At 70.6% G+C, this 19860-nt stretch carries 14 protein-coding genes; 9 read left to right on the top strand and 5 right to left on the bottom strand.

Annotated elements, in window-relative coordinates; genetic code table 11:
- Positions 1-12 precede the first annotated feature (12 nt).
- Positions 13-1494: a type VII secretion integral membrane protein EccD gene (gene eccD, locus AB0D53_RS38935; protein ID WP_362454102.1), complete on the bottom strand. Its 1482-nt coding sequence runs from the start codon at positions 1492-1494 to the stop codon at positions 13-15.
- Positions 1495-1680: 186 nt separating this feature from the next.
- Between eccD and eccCa the strand changes: the two genes are divergently transcribed.
- The 6 genes from eccCa to AB0D53_RS38905 all read left to right on the top strand — a co-directional run bounded on the left by eccCa (position 1681) and on the right by AB0D53_RS38905 (position 10579).
- Entirely contained in the window at positions 1681-5640 is a 3960-nt protein-coding gene (eccCa, locus tag AB0D53_RS38930; RefSeq protein ID WP_362454101.1) for a type VII secretion protein EccCa, read from the top strand.
- 139 nt (positions 5641-5779) lie between these two features.
- The gene (locus tag AB0D53_RS38925) at positions 5780-6232 is read left to right on the top strand and encodes a hypothetical protein (RefSeq protein WP_362454100.1); all 453 of its coding nucleotides are present in this window, start codon (positions 5780-5782) and stop codon (positions 6230-6232) included.
- 78 nt (positions 6233-6310) lie between these two features.
- Complete coding sequence (locus AB0D53_RS38920; RefSeq protein WP_362454099.1) at positions 6311-6652, top strand: hypothetical protein; 342 nt, start codon at positions 6311-6313, stop codon at positions 6650-6652.
- Positions 6653-6687: 35 nt separating this feature from the next.
- Entirely contained in the window at positions 6688-8988 is a 2301-nt protein-coding gene (locus AB0D53_RS38915; RefSeq protein WP_362454098.1) for a DUF6571 family protein, read from the top strand.
- Between the two features lie 81 nt (positions 8989-9069).
- Positions 9070-10080, top strand: a complete 1011-nt coding sequence (locus AB0D53_RS38910) for a hypothetical protein (protein WP_362454097.1) — start codon at positions 9070-9072, stop codon at positions 10078-10080.
- Positions 10081-10345: 265 nt separating this feature from the next.
- Positions 10346-10579, top strand: a complete 234-nt coding sequence (locus AB0D53_RS38905; RefSeq protein ID WP_329813693.1) for a DUF397 domain-containing protein — start codon at positions 10346-10348, stop codon at positions 10577-10579.
- Positions 10580-10648: 69 nt separating this feature from the next.
- Here AB0D53_RS38905 and AB0D53_RS38900 read toward each other — a convergent pair whose 3' ends face one another.
- The 4 genes from AB0D53_RS38900 to eccB all read right to left on the bottom strand — a co-directional run bounded on the left by AB0D53_RS38900 (position 10649) and on the right by eccB (position 14436).
- Entirely contained in the window at positions 10649-10954 is a 306-nt protein-coding gene (locus AB0D53_RS38900) for a WXG100 family type VII secretion target (RefSeq protein WP_362454096.1), read from the bottom strand.
- A gap of 50 nt (positions 10955-11004) precedes the next feature.
- Positions 11005-11355 (bottom strand): hypothetical protein, encoded by a 351-nt coding sequence (locus tag AB0D53_RS38895; protein ID WP_362454095.1) that lies wholly within the window; start codon positions 11353-11355, stop codon positions 11005-11007.
- Positions 11356-11614: 259 nt separating this feature from the next.
- Entirely contained in the window at positions 11615-12838 is a 1224-nt protein-coding gene (mycP, locus tag AB0D53_RS38890; protein ID WP_362454094.1) for a type VII secretion-associated serine protease mycosin, read from the bottom strand.
- Positions 12839-12885: 47 nt separating this feature from the next.
- The gene (eccB, locus tag AB0D53_RS38885) at positions 12886-14436 is read right to left on the bottom strand and encodes a type VII secretion protein EccB (protein WP_362454093.1); all 1551 of its coding nucleotides are present in this window, start codon (positions 14434-14436) and stop codon (positions 12886-12888) included.
- Positions 14437-14655: 219 nt separating this feature from the next.
- Between eccB and eccE the strand changes: the two genes are divergently transcribed.
- The 3 genes from eccE (at position 14656) to AB0D53_RS38870 (ending at position 19816) form a co-directional block, all read left to right on the top strand.
- Positions 14656-15987, top strand: a complete 1332-nt coding sequence (gene eccE, locus AB0D53_RS38880; protein WP_362454092.1) for a type VII secretion protein EccE — start codon at positions 14656-14658, stop codon at positions 15985-15987.
- On the top strand, positions 15987-16709 hold the full coding sequence (locus AB0D53_RS38875; RefSeq protein ID WP_362454091.1) for a hypothetical protein: 723 nt from the start codon (positions 15987-15989) through the stop codon (positions 16707-16709). Before eccE ends, AB0D53_RS38875 begins: the two co-directional genes overlap by 1 nt.
- A gap of 320 nt (positions 16710-17029) precedes the next feature.
- Complete coding sequence (locus AB0D53_RS38870) at positions 17030-19816, top strand: SCO5717 family growth-regulating ATPase (RefSeq protein WP_362454090.1); 2787 nt, start codon at positions 17030-17032, stop codon at positions 19814-19816.
- Positions 19817-19860: the final 44 nt, after the last annotated feature.

Genomic DNA, 19860 nt, shown 5'->3' with positions numbered 1-19860 from the left:
CAGCCCCGCGGCTCAGCTCGTCAGGGCCCTTGCCCTGGCGAAGACGTCCAGTACCGCCAGGCAGAGCGGGACCAGCGAGAGCAGGACGGCGCTCTCGGTCAGGTCGAGCAGCCTGCCCCAGAACGGGGAGAGGCCCTTGCGCGGAATGATCAGGCCGATCGCGGTGAGCAGCGCGGCCCCGGCGGCGACGGCCGCGGAGAGCCAGATCGTGCGGATGTCCAGGGAGCTGCGGTCCCCGTACCTGACCAGGTCGAAGAGCAGGTCGGTCGGCGGGTTCAGGGAGAGGCCGAGGACCAGCAGGGCGACCGTGCCGAGGCCCGCCACCAGTACGCAGGCGACCTGTGAGGTGTAGCGGAACAGCCGGGCGCGCAGCAGCATCGCGAGTCCGGCGGCCAGGGCCAGGAGCTGGCCCCAGACGTTGTCCGAGAAGCCGAGCACGGCCCCGCATCCGACGACGACCGCCGCGCAGCCCCCGACCAGGCCGAGCAGCATCTCGTGGCCCCGGCGGGCCTGGGCCGCGATGCGCTCGGCGTCGACGGGGGTGCTCTGGGCGGACGGCTCGGCGTACGGGTCGGCGAGGCTGTCGTCGTAGCCGCCGGGGGCGGTGCGCGGCGACGCGTAGCCGATGGGCAGCCGGGCGAAGCGGGCGGAGAGGCCGGGAAGGAAGGCGACCAGACCGAGGGCGGCCGGGGCGCAGACGGCGGCCGTCTGCGTGGCCGATGCCTCGGTGAGGATGGCGACGAAGGTGGCCAGGGTGCCGACGGTGGCGAGGAAGGTGGCCGCGACGAACGGGGCGTCGCCGCTCGGGGTGAGGGCGACCAGGGCGACCGAGGCGATCAGGACGGCGACGCAGCCGAGCAGGAACTGGAGCCGGCCCGGGCCCTGGCCGGCGTCCGGGCCGATGATGCCGGAGCCCGCGATGAGTACGAGGGGCAGTGCGCCGAGACCGAGGGCGACGGCGGTGGAGCGGTCGGTGTAGACCCGGGCGCGTACCCCCGCGAACGCGGTCAGCAGCAGGCCCGCGGAGCCCGCGATGATGCCGGGCAGGCTGTGCATGTCGTGCCTGAGCGGGTCGGCGAACCAGAGCACGAAGCCCATCAGTACGAGCAGCAGCACACCGCCGACCAGGCCCGCGCCGCGCAGCAGTTCGTCGCTCCACAGGTGACGGTCGCGGGTGACGGCCGAGGCGACGGCGTCGGAGACGTCGTCGAAGACCGCGGGCGGCAGGGACTGGGCGAAGGGGCGCAGGCTGAGGAGTTCGCCGTCGAGGACCTGCTGGGCCGCGAGGGTGCGCGCGCCGTCGAGGACCGTGCCGTCGCGGCGTACGAGGTGGTATCCGGTGGGGCTTCCGGCTGTCTGGGTCTGGCCGGTGAGGCGGAGGATCTCCGGGTAGACGTCGGCGACGGCGATGTCCTCCGGCAGGGCCACATCGATACGGCTGTCGGGTGCCACGACGGTCACCCGGCAGAAGCCCGTCGCTGCAGTCGAACTCACGTGTCTGGTCCCCCTGATTCGCGGTTGCGCACGGTGCGCGCGCCACCCTACCGGGAGGGGGGCAGGTCATCTGCAAGTAGGATCGCCGTCGCGCGGAGTGACGTCCGCGAGCAATGGCAGCCACGGGGGCTTCGGTGCGTATTCGGCCGGTCTTGTGCCCGTCCGTACCGAGGGATTGGTGTTTCGGTGAGCCAGATCGTCGTGAAGCGACCTCCGAGGGCACTGCCACCGGAAGTCCCCATTGACGAGTTGACGTTGGAGTCCCCTCCGGAACTGCCCCGCGGGCAGCAGGAGGGCATGCTGATGCAGATCCTGCCGGTGCTCGGCATGGGGTCGTCGGTGGTCTTCTTCTTCTCGCCGCAGGCACCTCCGTTCATGCGGATCATGGGTGTGCTGATGCTCGTCTCGACCGTCGGGATGGTGGTCGCGCAGCTGGTCCGTCATCGCCGCGGTACGCAGGGGCAAATAGCCGATGTGCGGCGCGACTACCTCAAGTACCTGGCGCAGACCCGGCGTACGGTGCGCCGGACGGCGCGCACCCAGCGGGATGTGCAGCTGTATCTGCAGCCGGCCCCGGAGCAGTTGTGGTCGGTGGTCGCCGAGGGCAGCCGGGTGTGGGAACGGCGCGTCGGTGACAAGGACTTCGGGCAGGTCCGGGTGGGGCTCGGGGCGCAGCAGCTGGCCACTCCGCTGATCGCTCCCGACACCGCTCCGGTGGACGAGCTGGAGCCGATGTGCGCGGGTGCGATGCAGCGGTTCCTCGCCGTGCACGGGTCCTTGGACGGGCTGCCGATGGCCGTGTCGATGCGGGCGTTCTACCACGTGACGGTCTCCGGCCGGCCGGAGGAGGCGCAGTCGGCCGCGCGGGCGCTGGTCGCCCAGCTGGTGACGCTGCACTCCCCCGAGGACCTGATGGTCGCGGTGGTGGCGGCGCGGGGTGCGGTGGAGCGGTGGGACTGGACGAAGTGGCTGCCGCATCTGCAGCTGCCGGGACAGGTCGACGGGGCCGGTACGAAGCGGCTGTTCGGGGACGACCTGGGTGAGCTGGAGCAGTTGCTGGCGGGCCGGCTGGAGGGGCGGCCGCGGTTCGGCCGGGAGAGCCAGCCGCTGCTGGACCAGCCGCACATCGTGGTGGTGCTGGACGGTGGGATGGTGCCGCCCGACTCGCTGTTCGCGGCGGCCGAGGGCATCCAGGGCGTGACGATCGTCGAGGTGGTGCCGGGCGAGCTCGACGAGCCGCGCGGCGGCCTGTCGGTGGTGGCGCGGCCGGGGCTGCTGCGGCTGGAGTCGGGTGCGGGGATGGCCTACGAGGGTGTGCCGGACGGGATGTCGCTGCCCGCGGCCGAGGCGTTGGCCCGGCAGCTGGCGCCGCTGCGGATGGGCGGGGGCGACGACGACGAGCCGCTGCTGGCCAATCTGGACTTCACGGATCTGCTGAACCTGGGCGACGCGGCCGCGGTGGATGTGGCGCGGACCTGGCGGCCGCGGTCGGTCTCCGAGCGGCTGCGGGTGCCGATCGGGATCGGCGAGGACGGTCAGCCGGTGATGCTGGACCTGAAGGAGGCCGCGCAGGACGGCATGGGTCCGCACGGGCTGTGTGTCGGTGCCACGGGTTCCGGCAAGTCCGAGCTGCTGCGGACGCTGGTGCTGGGGCTCGCGGTCACGCACTCCTCGGAGACGCTGAACTTCGTGCTCGCGGACTTCAAGGGCGGGGCGACCTTCGCCGGGATGTCGCACATGCCGCATGTCGCGGCCGTCATCACCAACCTCGCGGACGACCTGACGCTGGTCGACCGCATGGGGGACGCGATCCGCGGTGAGCTCCAGCGCCGGCAGGAGCTGCTGCGCTCGGCCGGGAACTACGCCAACATCCACGACTACGAGAAGGCGCGGGCGGCGGGTGCGGCGCTGGAGCCGCTGGCCTCGCTGGTCCTGGTCATCGACGAGTTCTCCGAACTGCTCACCGCCAAGCCCGACTTCATCGACATGTTCATCCAGATCGGCCGGATCGGGCGTTCGCTGGGGGTGCATCTGCTGCTGGCCTCGCAGCGTCTGGAGGAGGGCAAGCTGCGCGGCCTCGACACCTATCTCTCGTACCGGATCGGGCTGCGGACCTTCTCCGCCGCCGAGTCGCGAACGGCGCTCGGCGTGCCGGACGCGTACCACCTGCCGTCGGTGCCCGGTTCGGGCTATCTGAAGTTCGGTACGGACGAGATGACCCGGTTCAAGGCGGCCTACGTGTCGGGGACGTACCGCACGGGCGTCCCGGATCTTCCGGTGGGGGCGCTGCCGATCGAGCGTCGGCCCGCGCTGTTCAGCGCCCTTGAGGTGCCGGTGGTGTACGCGGCGCCCGACCCGGCGCATCTGACGGCCGCGCGGGCCGGCGCGGACGACGACGCGCTCGCCGACACGGTGCTCGATGTGATCGTGCGCCGGCTGGAGGGGCAGGGGGTGCCCGCCCATCAGGTGTGGCTGCCGCCGCTGGACCGGGCGCCGACGCTGGACCAGTTGCTGCCGGGGCTGGCGCCGACCGCCGAGCGGGGCTTCACGGCCACCGAGTACACCCGTCCGGGCGGGCTGACCGTGCCGCTCGGGCTGATCGACAAGCCCTTCGAGCAGCGGCGCGAGGTGCTGTACCGGGACTTCTCGGGCGCGGCGGGCCACATGATGGTGGTCGGCGGCCCGCAGTCGGGCAAGTCGACGCTGGTGCGTACGCTCATCTCGTCGTTCGCGCTCACCCACACCCCGCACGAAGTGCAGTTCTACGGGCTGGACTTCGGTGGTGGCGGTCTGGTCTCGCTGGCGGATCTGCCGCATGTCGGCGGGATGGCCTCGCGGCTGGACCCGGAGCGGGTGCGGCGTACGGTCGCCGAGGTCGCGGGCGTGCTGAACCGGCGCGAGGAGTTCTTCCGCGCCCACTCCATCGATTCCATCGCCACCTACCGGCGCAGGCGCGCCCTGGGCGATCTGCCCGGCGAGCCCTGGGGCGATGTCTTCCTGGTGGTGGACGGCTGGGGCGGCTTCCGGTCCGAGTACGAGATGCTGGAGCAGGTCGTCACCGACATCGCGTCGCGCGGGCTCGGTTACGGCATCCACGTCGTGATCACGGCCGCGCGTTACATGGAGGTGCGGGCCGCGCTGAAGGACCAGATGCTGGGCCGTCTCGAACTGCGGCTCGGCGACGTCATGGACTCCGAGTTCGACCGGAAGGTCGCGGCCAATGTGCCGGCCGGTGTCCCGGGCCGGGGTCAGGTGGCGCAGAAGCTGCACTTCATGGGTGCGCTGCCGCGTATCGACGGTTCCAGCAGCGCCGCGGATCTCTCCGACGGCACGGCCGCGTTCGTCGCGGCGGTGAAGGCGAACTGGGCGGGTCCCGCCGCGCCGCCCGTGCGGTTGCTGCCGCGCAAGCTGCCGGCCGATCAGCTGCCGAAGGGCTTCGAGTTCCCGCAGCGGGGCATCGCGATCGGTATCGACGAGACCGATCTGGAGCCGGTGTTCGTCGACTTCGAGACCGATCCGTTCTTCCTGGTCTTCGGGGAGAGCGAGTCGGGCAAGACCAACCTGCTGCGGCTGATCGCGAAGCAGATCTCGGAGCGCTACTCCCCCGACGAGGCGAAGCTCGTCGTCGGTGACTACCGGCGGGGTCTGCTGGGTGCGCTGCCGGAGGACCATCTGCTGGAGTACGCGCCGATGGCGAGCTCGATGCAGATGCACATGGAGGCGCTGGCGGGTGTCTTCGCGCGCCGGCAGCCGCCGACCGATGTCACTCCGCAGCAGCTGCGCGACCGCAGTTGGTGGACCGGGCCGCAGATCTTCATCATCGTCGACGACTACGACCTGGTGGCGACGAACGCGGGCAATCCGCTGGCCCCGCTGGCGGAGTACCTGCCGTTCGCCCGGGACACCGGGGTCCGCTTCGTCATCGCGCGGAACTCCGCCGGGGCCTCGCGGTCGATGTACGAGGCGTTCATGCAGCGCATCAAGGAGCTGGGCGCGCAGGGGGTCGTCCTTTCCGGCGACCCGGGCGAGGGCGATCTGATCGGTACGGTGCGCGGGCACGCGATGCCGCCGGGGCGCGGGTACTTCGCCTCGCGGCGCCGGGGCAACCCACTGGTGCAGATCGGGCGGCTGCCGGAGCAGCGCTGAGCGAGGGGAGCCGGGGCGGGATTCTCCCGCACCCCGGCTCCTTGGGTGCGCACAGGTGTACTAGCGTCTACCGGTGTGATCTTCACGCCTTCGGGCAGGGGTCACCAGGTGTACGACAGTCGCTGTTACGGGGAATCTCATGGGTTTTGACGAGGAATGGGGTCTGCTGCGCGGGCAGGCCGCGGAGCGGCAGAGCACCCACATGCAGCTGAACGGTACGGGTGACGGCCCTTTGTCCGGCCCCGGCGGCAAGGACTTCGCCTCGACACCGGCGCAGAAGGCGGCCGCGGCGAACACGATCGAGACCGAGCTGGAGCCGAACACCAAGAAGGCCACCGACCGGGCGGACGAGACATCCGCCGCGGCGGTCAAGGAGTTCGACGGCTGGGACACCGGGGCGGGGCTCAAGAAGGTGATGGAGACCTGGGACAAGCAGGTGAAGGTCCTGATGGGCCGGCTGTCCATGGAGAAGGGAGCGCTGCGCGGCGCGTCCAGTCTCTTCGCCGGCAACGACCAGCTGATCAAGTCCCAGTTCACTCCGTTGCTCAAGCCGCAGCCCGGCCCGTACGCCTCCGGGCTCGACGGACTGTAGAGCCGCAACCGGCGACGTCCGCATCGCGGCCCCGCCTGGAGGCCGCACCGATGGGCTGAGGAAAGGATCTCGACGAGCATGCGCGGGGCCCTGGTCAGCTGCGCCTTCCCTATCGGTGACGAGGCCGTCGAGGTCCATGCGGTCGTCACCGGGAGGCTTCGGGCGGAGCCCGCGCTCACACCGGTGATCACGAGCGCCGGACGGTTGCCGCCGGACGGCGTCGCCTCATGTCCGGAGCGCACCGCCGCCGGGCGAGCCGGTGGTCACCGATTCGGGTGCCTGCGCCACCGTACGGCTGGATCCCGTGAGGCCGGCGATGCCGCCCTCCTGCTGGTGACGGCCGGGGCCGCAGGACGCACCACGTTCACCGCGCGACAGGTCACCGCGCCGGCCCGAGCGCTCCACGCACAGACCGCCTGACGGTACGAGAACCGAACAAGCCACGGGGGACACACATGCTCACCTACCACGACGTGATGACCACCGATCTCAGTCAGTTGACCACGGCCGCGGGCAAGTGGGACGAGATGGCTGCGGAGATCAAGAAGGTGGCTGACCGCTACAAGGACAGCGTCCAGAAGATCACGCTCGGGTCCTCCTGGGCGGGCGTGAGTGCCCAGACCGCCCACACCAACTTCGCGGCCACCCAGTACGAGTACACGGCCGCCCAGACGGAGGCGAAGGCCATAGCCTCGCTGCTGCGCGACGCGCACGAGGACTTCGTGCGGCTCAAGAAGAACCTGGAGTCCAAGCGCGCGGAGGCCGTCAAGGCGGGGATGCGCATCTCCGAGAGCGGAGTGGTCAGTTACGACTACGACAAGCTCACGCCCGGAGAACGTTCCGCCATGCACCACGACCCGGACTTCGCACAGAGCGTCAGCAAGGCAGCGGCGTCGTGGACCGAGGCGATCGACGCGTGCGTCAAGGCGGTGGACGACGCCGACCAGGGGGTGAGGGTCGCACTCGACGCGGTCACCAAGGACGGCTACGGCGACAAGAACGACGAGACCCTGGGTGTCGGCTTCAACAATCACGCGTACGGCGACATCGAGAAGTACGAGGCGGAGAACACGGCGGACATCGCCACCCGGCTCAACAACGGCGAGAAGGTCTCCGCCGCCGACATGGCCGAGTTCCAGCGTGCGGTGCGGGACAACCACGGCGACAAGGCGTTCTCGCAGACACTGCTGAACAGATTGGGTCCGGACGGCCTGATCAAGGTCACCAACCGGCTCAACGACCGCGCCTACGACTCCGACAAGAAGCACAAGGGCCAGTACCTGGAGATCGAGAAGAACCTCGGGAACACGATCGCCACCGCGACCAAGGTGCCCGGTAGTGTCCGGGACGCCCCGCCCGGATCGGCCGCGTTCAAGAAGTGGGTGGACAGCGGGGACGGGAAGTTCTACCGGGAGTGGATGGAGGGGATCGACAAAACCGGCGGCAAGGACTATGGGAACGAGGTCGGCAACCCGCTCTACGGCTATCAGGCCGTCGTCAGCGTGATGCAGCGGGCCGATACGCCGTTCGACGACCAGTTTCTCTACGACATGGGCGACAAGCTCATCGAGGCCGAGAAGAACCACCCCGGGATCTTCGAGAAATGGGGTCACGGTCACGACGGGATCGAGACGGACGCCATCGACGGTGTGTTGGACGTGATGAGCCGGAACCCTGACGCGGCCACCGCGTTCTTCGACCCGGACGGCAACGGGACCGACCCGAACCACGTCAAGAACGACCACCTGAAGTACCTCGCGGGCAGTGGCGACGATTCCCGCGCCTGGCCCCGGAACACCATCACGGGCGTGGCCGTGACCACGATGGACGACCCGACGAGCCGCATGGGTCTCGGCGCTGCGCTCGAAGCCGCCGCCACCGGTCACGTGCCGCTGGGCGCCGGGCAGGACCCGTGGCCGGAGGCCGAGCACAGCGAGGCGCAGGCCCGGGTCATGAACGGCATCCTGGAACAGCTCGCGCCGGGCGAGGGCGAGGGCAACGATGCCACTGTTCCCGACAACATGCGGCAGCCCGTCGCCAATGCGCTGGCCGAGTACGCATCGGACACGCACGAGATCATCGGCGAGACGTCGAGCGACTACATCGACCATTGGGCGGAAGGGCACTTCGCCGACGCGGACGGCCGAGCGCATCTGTCGACGAACCCGAAGGACCTCATACAGGTGATGCGTGGACTCTCCGAGGACGCAGACGCCTATGCCGCGCTGCACAAGGCCGAGGCGCGTCATCTCAACGTTCTGCTCGACGAGATCCCGAACGGGCAGACGGACTTCGAGCACAGCGGCCGCTGGCGGGACGCGGGGTCAGTCCTGGGCGCGTACACGGCGATCCGGGAGGACGTGATCAACGACGAGCGGATGACCGAGTACAACAAGGCCGACTGGAAATCCAAGATCGCGTACCACGTGGTCGGCGGGGCCGTCACACCGCTCACCCTGCCTATAGGCGGTAGGGCGTTGCCTGTTGGTGACATGCTGCAGCGCGGGGTGGACACCTGGGCCTGGCAGTGGGGCAACGAAATGAAGGGGGAGGCCGATGCGAAAGCCGACGCCGCGATTGCCGACAGGTATCTCGACTCGGCCCTGCAGGTCAGCAAAACCGTCGACGGCTGGGCCGCAGGCCGCAGCGACATCGACACAAGTACCGACGACGGCAAGAAGATGGTCGGAACACTGAAGGGGCTCATTCGCGACAGCCACACATCGGGCAGCACCCACGCCCACAAGTACATGTGACCACCCCGGCCAATGGCCGCACGAAGAGACACAGCTCCCAGCCGTTCGACCGCTCACTCACGCACTGAAGAGGACCACCGCATGTCCGGACCATCTGCCGACGCGCCGCGCAGCCGCCGCCTGCTCTACGGGGTCACCGCCTCGTTGATCGCCGTGGCCCTGGCCGGAGGGGCGTGGTTTCTCTTCGGCCGGGGGCAAGCGGCGGTCGGCTGTGACGCGCTCGTCAAGGATCAGCGCGTCAGGTCTGCACTCGGCACGCACTACTCGTCCGGCATGAGCTGCTCGGAGCTCGGCGCGGCGGTGAGGACGAGCACCACAGGCAGCGGTGCCGGGCCGCGCACCAAGGCCCAGGCCGACAGCATGAAGCAGATCCTGCTAGCCGTTAATGAAAGTCTTGACGGGACCGGCCAGTCCATCGCCGCGGACCTCCGGAGACCGCTCGCCGAGTCACTGGCCGGTTACGCGAACGACGTTCAAGAGATTCTGGACGGTCTCACTTCGGCGTACTTCGACGCGGACGGCCAGGACGATCCCGCGTGGCAGGACGAGGCGGGTTACCACTTCTCGGTGTCCTACGGCGACCTCGTCAGCGTACTGCGGGCTGTCTCGCAGGACCCGGCAGCGTACGTGGTGCTGCGCAACGCCCAGACCGAATGGGGGGCAGCTCAGCTCGCCTCACTGCTCAGGGAGAAAATGAACGACACCCTGTTGGTGGCACCCACGCACAACGCATCGGCACTCGGGAACTATGACGCGATCGCGGCCGATGTAGTGCGGCACAAGGGGGCATCGTCCGGAGCACGGTGGGCGGACACGGTGAACACGGAGCTGCGCAGGCCCGCGACAGTCGCACCGGTGACTCCTCGGTCCGCGCTGTCCGACCGGATCACCCGCAGTTGGCGGGCGTCACTGGTGTCGGTGCCTGCCGCCCGGCGGACGGACGAGCTGCGCAATCAGGGACCGTTCATGTTCACCACCTGGGCCGAGGCCGTGGGGTTGAGCCAGGAACGGACGAAGGCCGTGGAAGGTTTGTACCGCAGTAGCAACGAGAGCGGGTACGGCCGGCTGATGGAGCACCTGAAAATGTCATGACAGGACCTGCAAAGGTGCTCGCGGGAATCGGGATGAACGTCATGACGTCATCGTTCCTTTCCCGGAACAGGTGGCTCCGCACTCGGAGAGCGTGCACATGGCCCGGCACCGATCCGAGGCCGTGGGGCGGTGGCGGTGGCGGTGGCGGGGATCGATACCACCGCGACACGGAAGCTGTAAACACCGGGACCGCCGTGCGCGGTGGCGGGGATAGTCTGCTCGCGGGCGACGAACACGTTCCGCCACAGGAGAGGAAAGGCACCTGATGGGCACGCAAGCGGAGAAGGACGAGCTGTACGCACTCGACATCTCGGGGGTGGAGTGGCTGAGCGCGCCCGGCACCGAGGAGGCCGAGGAGCGCGTCGAGATCGCGCATCTGCCGGGCGGTGCGGTGGCGATGCGGTCCTCGCTGGATCCCGGGACGGTGCTGCGGTACACCGAGGCCGAGTGGCGGGCCTTCGTCCTGGGCGCGCGGGACGGCGAATTCGACCTGAAGTAGACGGTGCATACGGCAAGGAGGGGCACGCTCGGGCGAGCGTGCCCCTCCTTGCCGTATGTGTGAGTGCGGTCAGTACGCCTCGGTGAAGCCGAGCGAGGCCTTGTGGTCGGTGGCGCGGTAGCTGTCCTTGCCGTTCTCGACGATCCTCGCGACCTGCTCCAGGCGGTCCTTCATGTGTTCCGCCCGGCTCTTGTACTTGCCCTGCAGGCTCACGTACTTGCCGTGGGCCTCACCGTCCCAGGTGTCGGTGACGACCTTGAGGGCGGCGTCCATCTCCTCGAGGTCCGTGACGATGTTCTTGGACACCGTGCGGATGCGGTTGGCCATCTCCTGGACGGTCTCGTACTTGACCTTGGTGTTCGGGTCGTGCCCCATGTGTGTTCTCCTCGGTGCTCGGCGGTGCGGAAGGCGTGGTGCGGCGCCGGTCAGACGTTGTTGAGTCCGGAGGTGTTGGCGCTCGGCGCCGAGTCCTTGACCGCGTTGAAGGCCGCACGGACCTCTTCGTCGTTGGCGTTGCTGAGGTTCTTGGTGGCTCCCACCGCGTTGAGCAGGACATCGAGGAGCCGACGGATCTGGTCGTGGTCCTCGTTGATCATCAGCTGCGCGGACTTGAACCCCGAGGCGCCGACGCCCGTCCATCCGGCGCCGACCGTCTCCAGGATGTCGGCCAGTTCCCTGGACTGACGGGACACCGCACGGCCCGTCTCGATGATCTTGTTCTTCGCCTGGACGATCGGATCGTCGGCAAGTCCGAAACCGCCTGAGGGGCTGGTCATCCGCAAGTCCTATCTCTCGGTTGCCTGGCCTGTCCGTCCGTCACGGTCAGGATCCTTCCGTTCCCATGTGCTCCGGCAAAGGAATAGGGAAGGTCCGGGCCGGGAAAGCACCGTCTCGGCACACCCGTGGCTCGAACTCGGCGCAGGCCACTTCTCGTTCCCCCGTCACACACGTGAAGTCTGTTACCACCCTAGCCACTTCGCGGCCTCTCCCCAACCGCTCTTCACCGGTGGCCGGCCGCCTCGCCGGGCGGCCGTGTCATCGTGCGGCGCGCCTTCGGCGCGCGTCCCGGACCACCGTCGCGGCCCCGCCGATCACCCCGACCAGGACGGCAGCCGTGGCCAGCGCGTAGGTGGCGTACCGCTCGCTGCGCTCCTGCGGCGTCTCCGACAGGGAGAGCTGTGCGGGCTCGGGGGCCGGTGCCTTCGGCGGCGCCGGGTCCGGATGCGGGGCATCCTGCGGGAGGTCGTCCCCGGACAGGGCACGGACCGGGTCCACGACGCCCCAGCCGACGTAGTCGTCATGGCCGGTGACGGAGCGTTCGGCGGTCTGCTCGATCCGGGCGACGATCTGGGCCGCCGTCCACTTCGGGTACTTGGCCCGCATCAGGGCGGCGACCCCGGCGACGTAGGGCGCCGAGAAGCTGGTGCCGTTGTCGGTGCACTGGCCGTATCCGGGGACGGTGGAGACGATGTCGACGCCCGGGGCGGCGACCCCGACGAAATCGCCGGCCTGGGAGAACGGGGCGCGCTCGTTGTTGCGGTCGGACGAGGCGACGGCGAGGACTCCGTCGAAGGCGGCGGGGTAGGTGCGTTTCAGCCTGCCGTCCATGCCGTCGTTGCCCGCGGAGGCGACCACGACGATGTTCTTGGCGAGCGCCCTGGCCACCGCCCGGCCCAGCGTGGAGGTCTCCTCCAGGGCCTTGGTCGTGTCCTGGGAGATGTTGATGACCTGGGCGCCCTTGGCGATCGCGTGGTCGATCGCGGTGGCCATCGTGGTGTCCTTGCCGCTGTTCTTCTCGTCGTTCTGGCGGATCGGGATGATCGTGGCCTCGGGGGCCAGTCCGACGAATCCGGTGCCCTTGCGGGGGCGGGCGGCGATGATGCCGGCGACCTTGGTGCCGTGGCCGACCTCGTCGACCGTGCCGTCGCTCTTGCCGCCCTTGAGGTAGTCGGCGCCCGCCGATGCGTCGACAGCCGTTTCGAGCTGCGGGTTGTCGTTGTCGACGCCGGTGTCGATGACAGCGACGCGTACGCCCTTGCCCTTGGTGTCCTGCCAGAGTTCGTCCAGCAGGACGCGTTGCAGCGGCCAGGGGCGGCCCTCGTACTGCTGCTTCATCGGGAAGGTGCACTCGCCGCCGCCGTCCAGGCCCGTGTCGCCGGGTTCCCGGGCGCCCTCGGCGGCGTACGCGGCCCCCGGCGCCGCCAGTGCGGTCAGTACGGCGGTGACCGCCATCGCGCGGACCGTCCTGCGGTACCCCATCCGTGTTCCTCCCCCGCGCCGTGCGCCGCCCGCCGTCCTCCGCAACGTCATGAACCCTGGGGCTGACGGGCGCTGTTGGTGTCCAGCCTGGGGCCCTTGGACAGGAAGTCCGACCATTCGATCGGTACGAGGGCGGGCATCACCTTCTCGTATCCGAGTCTGCTCTGCGCCTGGCTGGGCTCGGGGCGGCCGTCCGACTGCTGCTGCTGGTCGCCGGTGCCGATGTCGGAGCGCCTGGCGTCGCTGTCGCCGTTCGCCTGGACCGCGTAGCGCAGTCCGGTGTCGGTCACCAGGAAGAGTGATCCGTCGGGCCTGGTCTGCCGGCCCCGGACCTGGGTGTAGAGCAGGCCGCTGCCGGGCGTGACATAGGTGCTGGTGCCGCCGACGGCGATGGAGGCGGGATACGCGGTGCCCGCCCAGGTGCTCAGGGTGGTCCGGCCCGAGCCGTCCACCTTGCGCAGCACACTGCACACGGTGTCGCGGCCGGTGCCGCCGCTCTCGGCGGAGTTGACCTGCTGGGTCCGGTTCGCCGGCCAGTGTGCGGCCTGGCCGGCGAAGGCGGCGGTGTCGGGCACGAAGTCCTGGAGGCCGACGGCACGTGCCTGGCCCTCCAGGTTGAGCACGGCGGTCTGCGGTGAGCTGATCAGCAGCCAGGCGGTGAACCCGGAGACGCGCTGGACCTTTCCTTCGAGCACCACGTAGTAACTGGTGCCCTCACCGGTCCTGGTCCGCAGGACCGTGCCGATCTTGTTCTCCTCGTCGGAGAGCTGCCCCGCGACGTGTGCCGGGGCGCCGACGTCGCCGGGGATCGCCGGGAAGGCGATCGGGCTGCCGTCGTGCAGGGTGGCCAGCCAGTCGTCGGTGACGGACTGCGGCTGCCTGCTCCCGACCAGTGCGTTGGTCAGATGGCCGCTGTCGGCGGCGGTCTCGGCGATGCGGTACTTGGTGCCTTTCGCATCGACGAGGTAGCGGGCCCGGTCCTGGCCCTGGACGTAGAGCACCTGGTCGCCGCCGAGCTTCTGCCTGCCCTCGGTCAGCCTGTTGTCACGTGCGCCGAAAACGAAGGCGGCCTTCTGCACGGTGTTGCCCTTGCCGCCGGGCTGTACGCAGACGGCCCACCGCTTCGCCGTCCCGGCGTCCGCGGCCTCGGGCAGCCGGTCGGGGGCGTACGGAATGCCGAGGATCGGTCCGCGCGGGGGCTTGCCCGCGTCCAGGACGTCGTCCGCGACCTGGATCACGTCGTACTCGGCCGGGTTGAGCAGCAGCCGGGCCGAGGCGAGGTTGAGCACGGGGTGCAGCAGGGTCTTTTTCTTGTTGCCCTTGCCGGTGGTGAGCACGACGTACCGGGTGGTGGACTTCTTGCCGACGATCACCTTGGTGGCGGGCTTGTCCCAGTCCTTGGGAGCGGTGGGCTTGAACATGCCGACGGCACCGAAGCCCGCGAGGATCAGGGCTCCGACGACCATGCTCGGCAGGACCGCGCGCAAGGGGCGCGGGGCGCCCTCCTCGGTGCCGCTGGACGAGGGTTGGAGGAATGCCGCCACCGTGCGTTTCTTCGCGAAGGTGTATGCGTTGAGCTCATCCCGCCGTGATGCCATGTGTCGCTTCGTCTCCCCGTGTCTCCCCGCGCGGCACCGGAGCGTTCGCGTCGCCGGCCGGGCCGCGATGCCGGACCTCGGTGCCGGACCGGCCCCCTACTATGCCTGCTGACCGCGGGCGGTGGTGGGGCGGGTAGGGTGATCCGGCCGCCAGGGACCCGACCGGGTCGGGCTGCGTACGGGTGGAGTTGGGGACCGATGAACGGGGGGAACGCCGCGATGACGGCTTCCACGACACGGGCACGTCCGGCCGGGAACACACTGGGCCCCGCAGCTCCCGGAGCCGGTGGTCCAGCTGTTCCGCACGGCCCCGCGCAGCGCTTGGCCGGACCGGCCTCCGGCCGCGCCAACGGGCGGGTCGGGAAGCTCGGTTCGTTCCGACTGCAACAACTCGTACTGCTGGAGATCGCGGCCGCGCTGCTGCTCGCGGCATGGGTGGTCGACCCCCTGCTGCTGGCGCCGGCCGTCGTGATCGCCGCGCTGCTGGTGCTGCTGGCCGTCGTACGCCGGCACCGCCGCTCACTGCCGGAGTTGCTGGGCACGGTCCTCTCACTGCGCGCGCGTGCCCGCAGGGCCGCCGCGCTGGAGCTGCCGCCGGGCACGGAGCCGGGGATCGCGCCGGCGGTCGAGTGCGATCCGGCGCTGCGTACGTACTCGTTCAGCGACCGTGACCGGCGGCCGGTCGGCATGATCGGTGACGGTACGTTCGTCACGGCCGTCCTCCAGGTGGAGTCGGACGTCTCGGCGCTCAGGCCGGACCGGTCCGCGCAGCCGCTGCCCCTGGCGCTCGTACGGGATGTGCTCGAAGTCGACGGAATCCGGCTGGAGTCGGCGCAGATCGTGCAGCACACCCAGCCCGCGCCCGCCCCGCATCTGCCCCAGCAGTCCATCGCCGCACGCAACTACGCGCCGCTGCAGGCCCAGACGGGTTCGCCCGCCCTCCGGATCACCTGGATCGCGCTCAAACTGGACCCGGAGCTGTGCCCGGAGGCCGTGCAGGCGCGCGGCGGTGGCATCACGGGGGCGCAGAAGTGCCTGGTGCGCGCGGCCGACCAGCTGTCCAGCAGGCTGACCGGGGCCGGTTTCCGTGCGACGGTGCTGACCGAGCAGGAGCTGACGTCCGCGATCGCGACCTCGGTCTGCGCCAGCGCACCGGCCATGACGCAGGCCGGTCTGAGCGGTACGCCGGCCCGGCGTACCGAGGAGAGCGCGCGAACCTGGCGCTGCGACGACCGGTGGCACACCACCTACTGGGTGGCCCGCTGGCCGCAGTTCGGCGCCGGCGGTGCCGCGATGCCGCAGCTCGTGGCCCTGCTCACCTCGCTCCCGGCGCTCGCCACGACCTTCAGCCTCACACTGGGGCACGGTGAGCGGCAGGGCGCCTCGATCACCGGGCACATCCGGATCACCGGCCGCAGCGACGAGGAACTGCTGGGCGCCCGCCACGAGTTGGAGCGCACCGCCCGCGGGGTCAGGACCTCGCTGGTACGGCTCGACCGCGAGCAGCTGCCCGGCGTGCTCGCCACACTGCCGCTCGGGGGTACCCGCTGATGTCCGCACCCACCAACACGGGGAGCCGGCTCGGCTTCGGGCTGATCGGTCCGCGACGGGCACGGCAGTCGGTCTCGCTCGACCAGCTGGAGTCGCTGGCCCTGCCGGTCGGCGACGACGGCGTGGTGATCGGCGTGGACGCCCACGGCCGGCCCGCCGTGCTGGGGGTCAACCGGCCGACTCCGTACGAGGTCACGCTGATCGGCGGGGTGTGGACGGCACAGGTGCTCGCGCTGCGGGCGGCCGCCACCGGTGCGCGGATCGTCGTGGAGACGGGCCGGGCCCAGACCTGGACGGCCCTCGCGCACGCGGCGGGCGGCGGTCAGCCGTGCATCACGCTGCACGATGTCGGACGGGTGCCGCCGCAGGGGCCGTCGGCCGGTTCACCGGTGGTCGTGGTGCGGGACTGCGGCATGCGGCCACCGCGTGGGCGGGTGGTGTCCGGGCCCTGGCAGTCGGTGCTGACGCTGCTGCCGTACCTCAGCCCGGTGGCACCGAGGCTGATCGAGAAATCGGCCCTGGTCGGCATCCAGCGGGTATCCCCAGATGAAGCGGCACAGATCGGCCGCATACTGCACCTTCCGGTCGCCGAGACCCAGGCGCTGTCCACCCTGGCGGACGGGGTCACGCTGTGGTGCGCGGGGCGCGACCGGCAGTTCGTGATGACTCAGGCGACCGACGCCGAGACCGGACTCCTGGGCGGCGCGCGCAGGATGGACTGACGGGCGCGGCCCGCTCACGGCCGTCCGTACGGAACGTTCGGCTTTCCGTACGCAGATGTACATGTTTGACCGCTTCGCCCTTCACGCTGTGCCGTACTCGGTCCACTTGAGGGCGGCACGTGATGCACGGGACAGCTCTTGCGGTGCCTTACGGCCTGCCGGAGCAAGCCCCATGACGATTAGGGTGGGTCCGGGCGCGGCAGAAGAACCTGCGGGCAGGCAATGCGTGTCCCAGGGGGAGAGCCGGGCGGTCAGGCAGACGGAAACGGTCGCCCCCACCCACTACGGCACAAGGGTGCTCGACCACACCAGGAGGCAAAGTGAACGGCGATCGGGACGAGATCCGCGGGGGCTGGAACAAGCCCGTCGACGAGTCGTCCGACGCGGAGCCCGCCGAGATGACGGGTGAGTTCACCATCGACTACACCCCGCCCGCCTGGTACACGCAGAACGCGCCGGGGGACTCGTCGGGCGGTGCCGGAACGCATCTGGCGCCGCCTCCGCCGCCCAGCGGAGCACCGCTGTCCGTACCCGCGCCCGCGCCGTCGGCCGGGGGCGGTTTCGACTCCGACTGGACTCCGGCGCCGCCCGCGCCCGCACCGGCACCGGCACCGGCACCCATTCCCGCTCCCCTTCCCGCCCAGTCGTCGGCCGGCGACGCGACGACGGGGGACGCCACGCCCGCTCCCGCGGCGAGCGCGGCTGATTCCGGAGGTGCGTCGGACCCGTTCGGGAGCGGCGATGTGGAGAGCGGCACGACCATGCGGTTCTCCCCGGCCTCGCTGAAGCGGCAGATCGCGGAGATCGAGGGGCGTCCGGCGGACGCGGCGGGGGACGGCCCGGTGGCGGATTCGGCCCCGGTCCCGGACTCGGGTTCGGCAGCGACCGACGCCGGTGCCGGTGGTACGGGCGTGGGCGAGGCGCCCGCTTCCGACTCCGCGCAGGCGGCGGACGCCTCCGCCGGTGAGCCCGACGACGCGGCCGTCACGGACTCGGCCCACGGTGCCCGGCCGGATGCCCCGGGCATTGGCGCCGACGGGCCGCAGGACTCGGCCCCCTCCGACGCCGTCCCGGACGCGGCGCCCGGCCACGCGCCGCAGAACGCCCCGGCACCCGCCACACCGAACCCCTGGGCCCCCGCGCCGCCGCAGGGCGGTGGGCTGCCGCAGGGTGCGCTGCCGCCGCTGCCGCCCGCCTTCCAGCCCGCCGCTCCGCAGTCGGCCCCGCAGTGGCCGGCGCCCGGCCCGGCCGGCCAGGCACCCGGCGGTTACGGATTCCCGCAGGCCGGGGCTGCCCAGCCGCAGCAGCCGCAGGCGCCTCAGCCGCCCCAGGGCGGCTACGGCTTCCCGCAGCAGCCCACTCCCCCGGCACAACAGACACCGGCCCAGGGCGGCTACGGATTCCCGCAGCAGCCCACTCCCCCGGCACAGCAGACACCGGCTCAGAGCGGTTACGGATTCCCGCAGGCGCCTCAGCAGCCTCAGGCACCCCAGCCGCCCCAGCAGTCCCAGACGCCTCAGTGGCCCGCACAGCAGGGCGCCCCGCTGCCGCAGCAGGTCCCCAACGGGCCCCAGGCACCGCAGACGCCTCAGCCTCCGGCCCAGGCCACGCCCCATCTGCCCGCCCAGGTGACCCCGCAGCTGCCCGCCCAGCCCCAGCCTCCCCAGCAACAGCAGCAACAGCAGCAGCCGCAGAGCCAGCCCGGACATCCGGGCCAGCCGGGCCAGCCGCCGCAGGGCCAGGCCGTCGACCCCCGCACCGGGGGCGCCTGGCCCACCCCCGTCACTCACGACCAGCGCGAGCGTTCCGTGCCCGGCGCCCCGCTCGGGTACACGGCCGCCGTGGAGCTCTCCTCCGACCGGCTGGTCCGGGGCAAGCAGAAGGCGAAGAGCAGCCGCACCCCCTCCGCCGCGTCCCGCTTCAAGCTGGGCGGCAAGAAGGAGGAGGCCGAGCGGCAGCGCAAGCTCGACCTGATCCGTACGCCCGTGCTGTCCTGCTACCGGATCGCGGTCATCAGTCTCAAGGGCGGCGTCGGCAAGACCACGACGACCACCGCTCTCGGTGCGACGCTCGCCACCGAGCGGCAGGACAAGATCCTGGCCATCGACGCCAACCCGGACGCGGGCACGCTCGGCCGCCGGGTGCGCCGCGAGACCGGTGCCACCATCCGTGACCTGGTGCAGGCGATCCCGTACCTCAACTCGTACATGGACATCCGCCGGTTCACCTCGCAGGCGCCCTCCGGTCTGGAGATCATCGCCAACGACGTGGACCCGGCGGTCTCCACGACGTTCAACGACGAGGACTACCGGCGCGCGATCGACGTGCTGGGCAAGCAGTACCCGATCATCCTCACCGACTCGGGCACCGGTCTGCTCTACAGCGCGATGCGCGGGGTGCTGGACCTCGCCGACCAGCTGATCATCATCTCGACGCCCTCGGTCGACGGCGCGTCCAGCGCGTCCACCACCCTGGACTGGCTCTCGGCGCACGGGTACGCGGAGCTCGTGCAGCGCTCCATCACGGTGATCTCGGGGGTCCGCGAGACCGGCAAGATGATCAAGGTCGACGACATCGTGCAGCACTTCGAGACGCGCTGCCGCGGCGTGGTGGTCGTCCCGTTCGACGAGCACCTGTCGGCCGGTGCCGAGGTCGACCTCGACATGATGCGCCCCAAGACCCGCGAGGCGTACTTCAACCTCTCCGCGATGGTCGCCGAGGACTTCGCCCGCGCCCAGCAGCAGCAGGGACTCTGGACGTCCAGCGGCTCCACCCCGCCTCCGCAGTACGCCCCGCCGATGCCCGGCCAGCAGCAGTACCCCCCGCAGCAGGGGTACCCGCAGCAGCAGCCGTACGGCGGCCAGCAGCCCCCTCAGCCGTATCCGCCGCAGCCCGGTCCCGGGGCACAACAGAACAGCTGGCAGCAGCCGTTGCCCCCGCAGGCCCCTTCCGCCACGGCTCCGGCCGGCCCGCTCCCGCCCCACCAGCAGCAGCCCGCCCTGCCTGGTCAGCCGGGTCAGCCCGGGCAACCGGTCCCGCCCGAGCTCCAGGGGCCCGTTCCGCCCGCGGGATGGCAGCAGCAGCCGCCGTCAGCGCCTCAGCAGTAAGGCGTCAGAGGTCTAAACCAATGAGGGTCCGCACCGTCTCCACG

The sequence above is a fragment of the Streptomyces sp. NPDC048295 genome (assembly GCF_040652135.1).
GTDB lineage: Bacteria > Actinomycetota > Actinomycetes > Streptomycetales > Streptomycetaceae > Streptomyces.
Note: the sequence above shows the minus strand (reverse complement) of the source record. Positions and strands in the feature narration are given on the sequence as shown.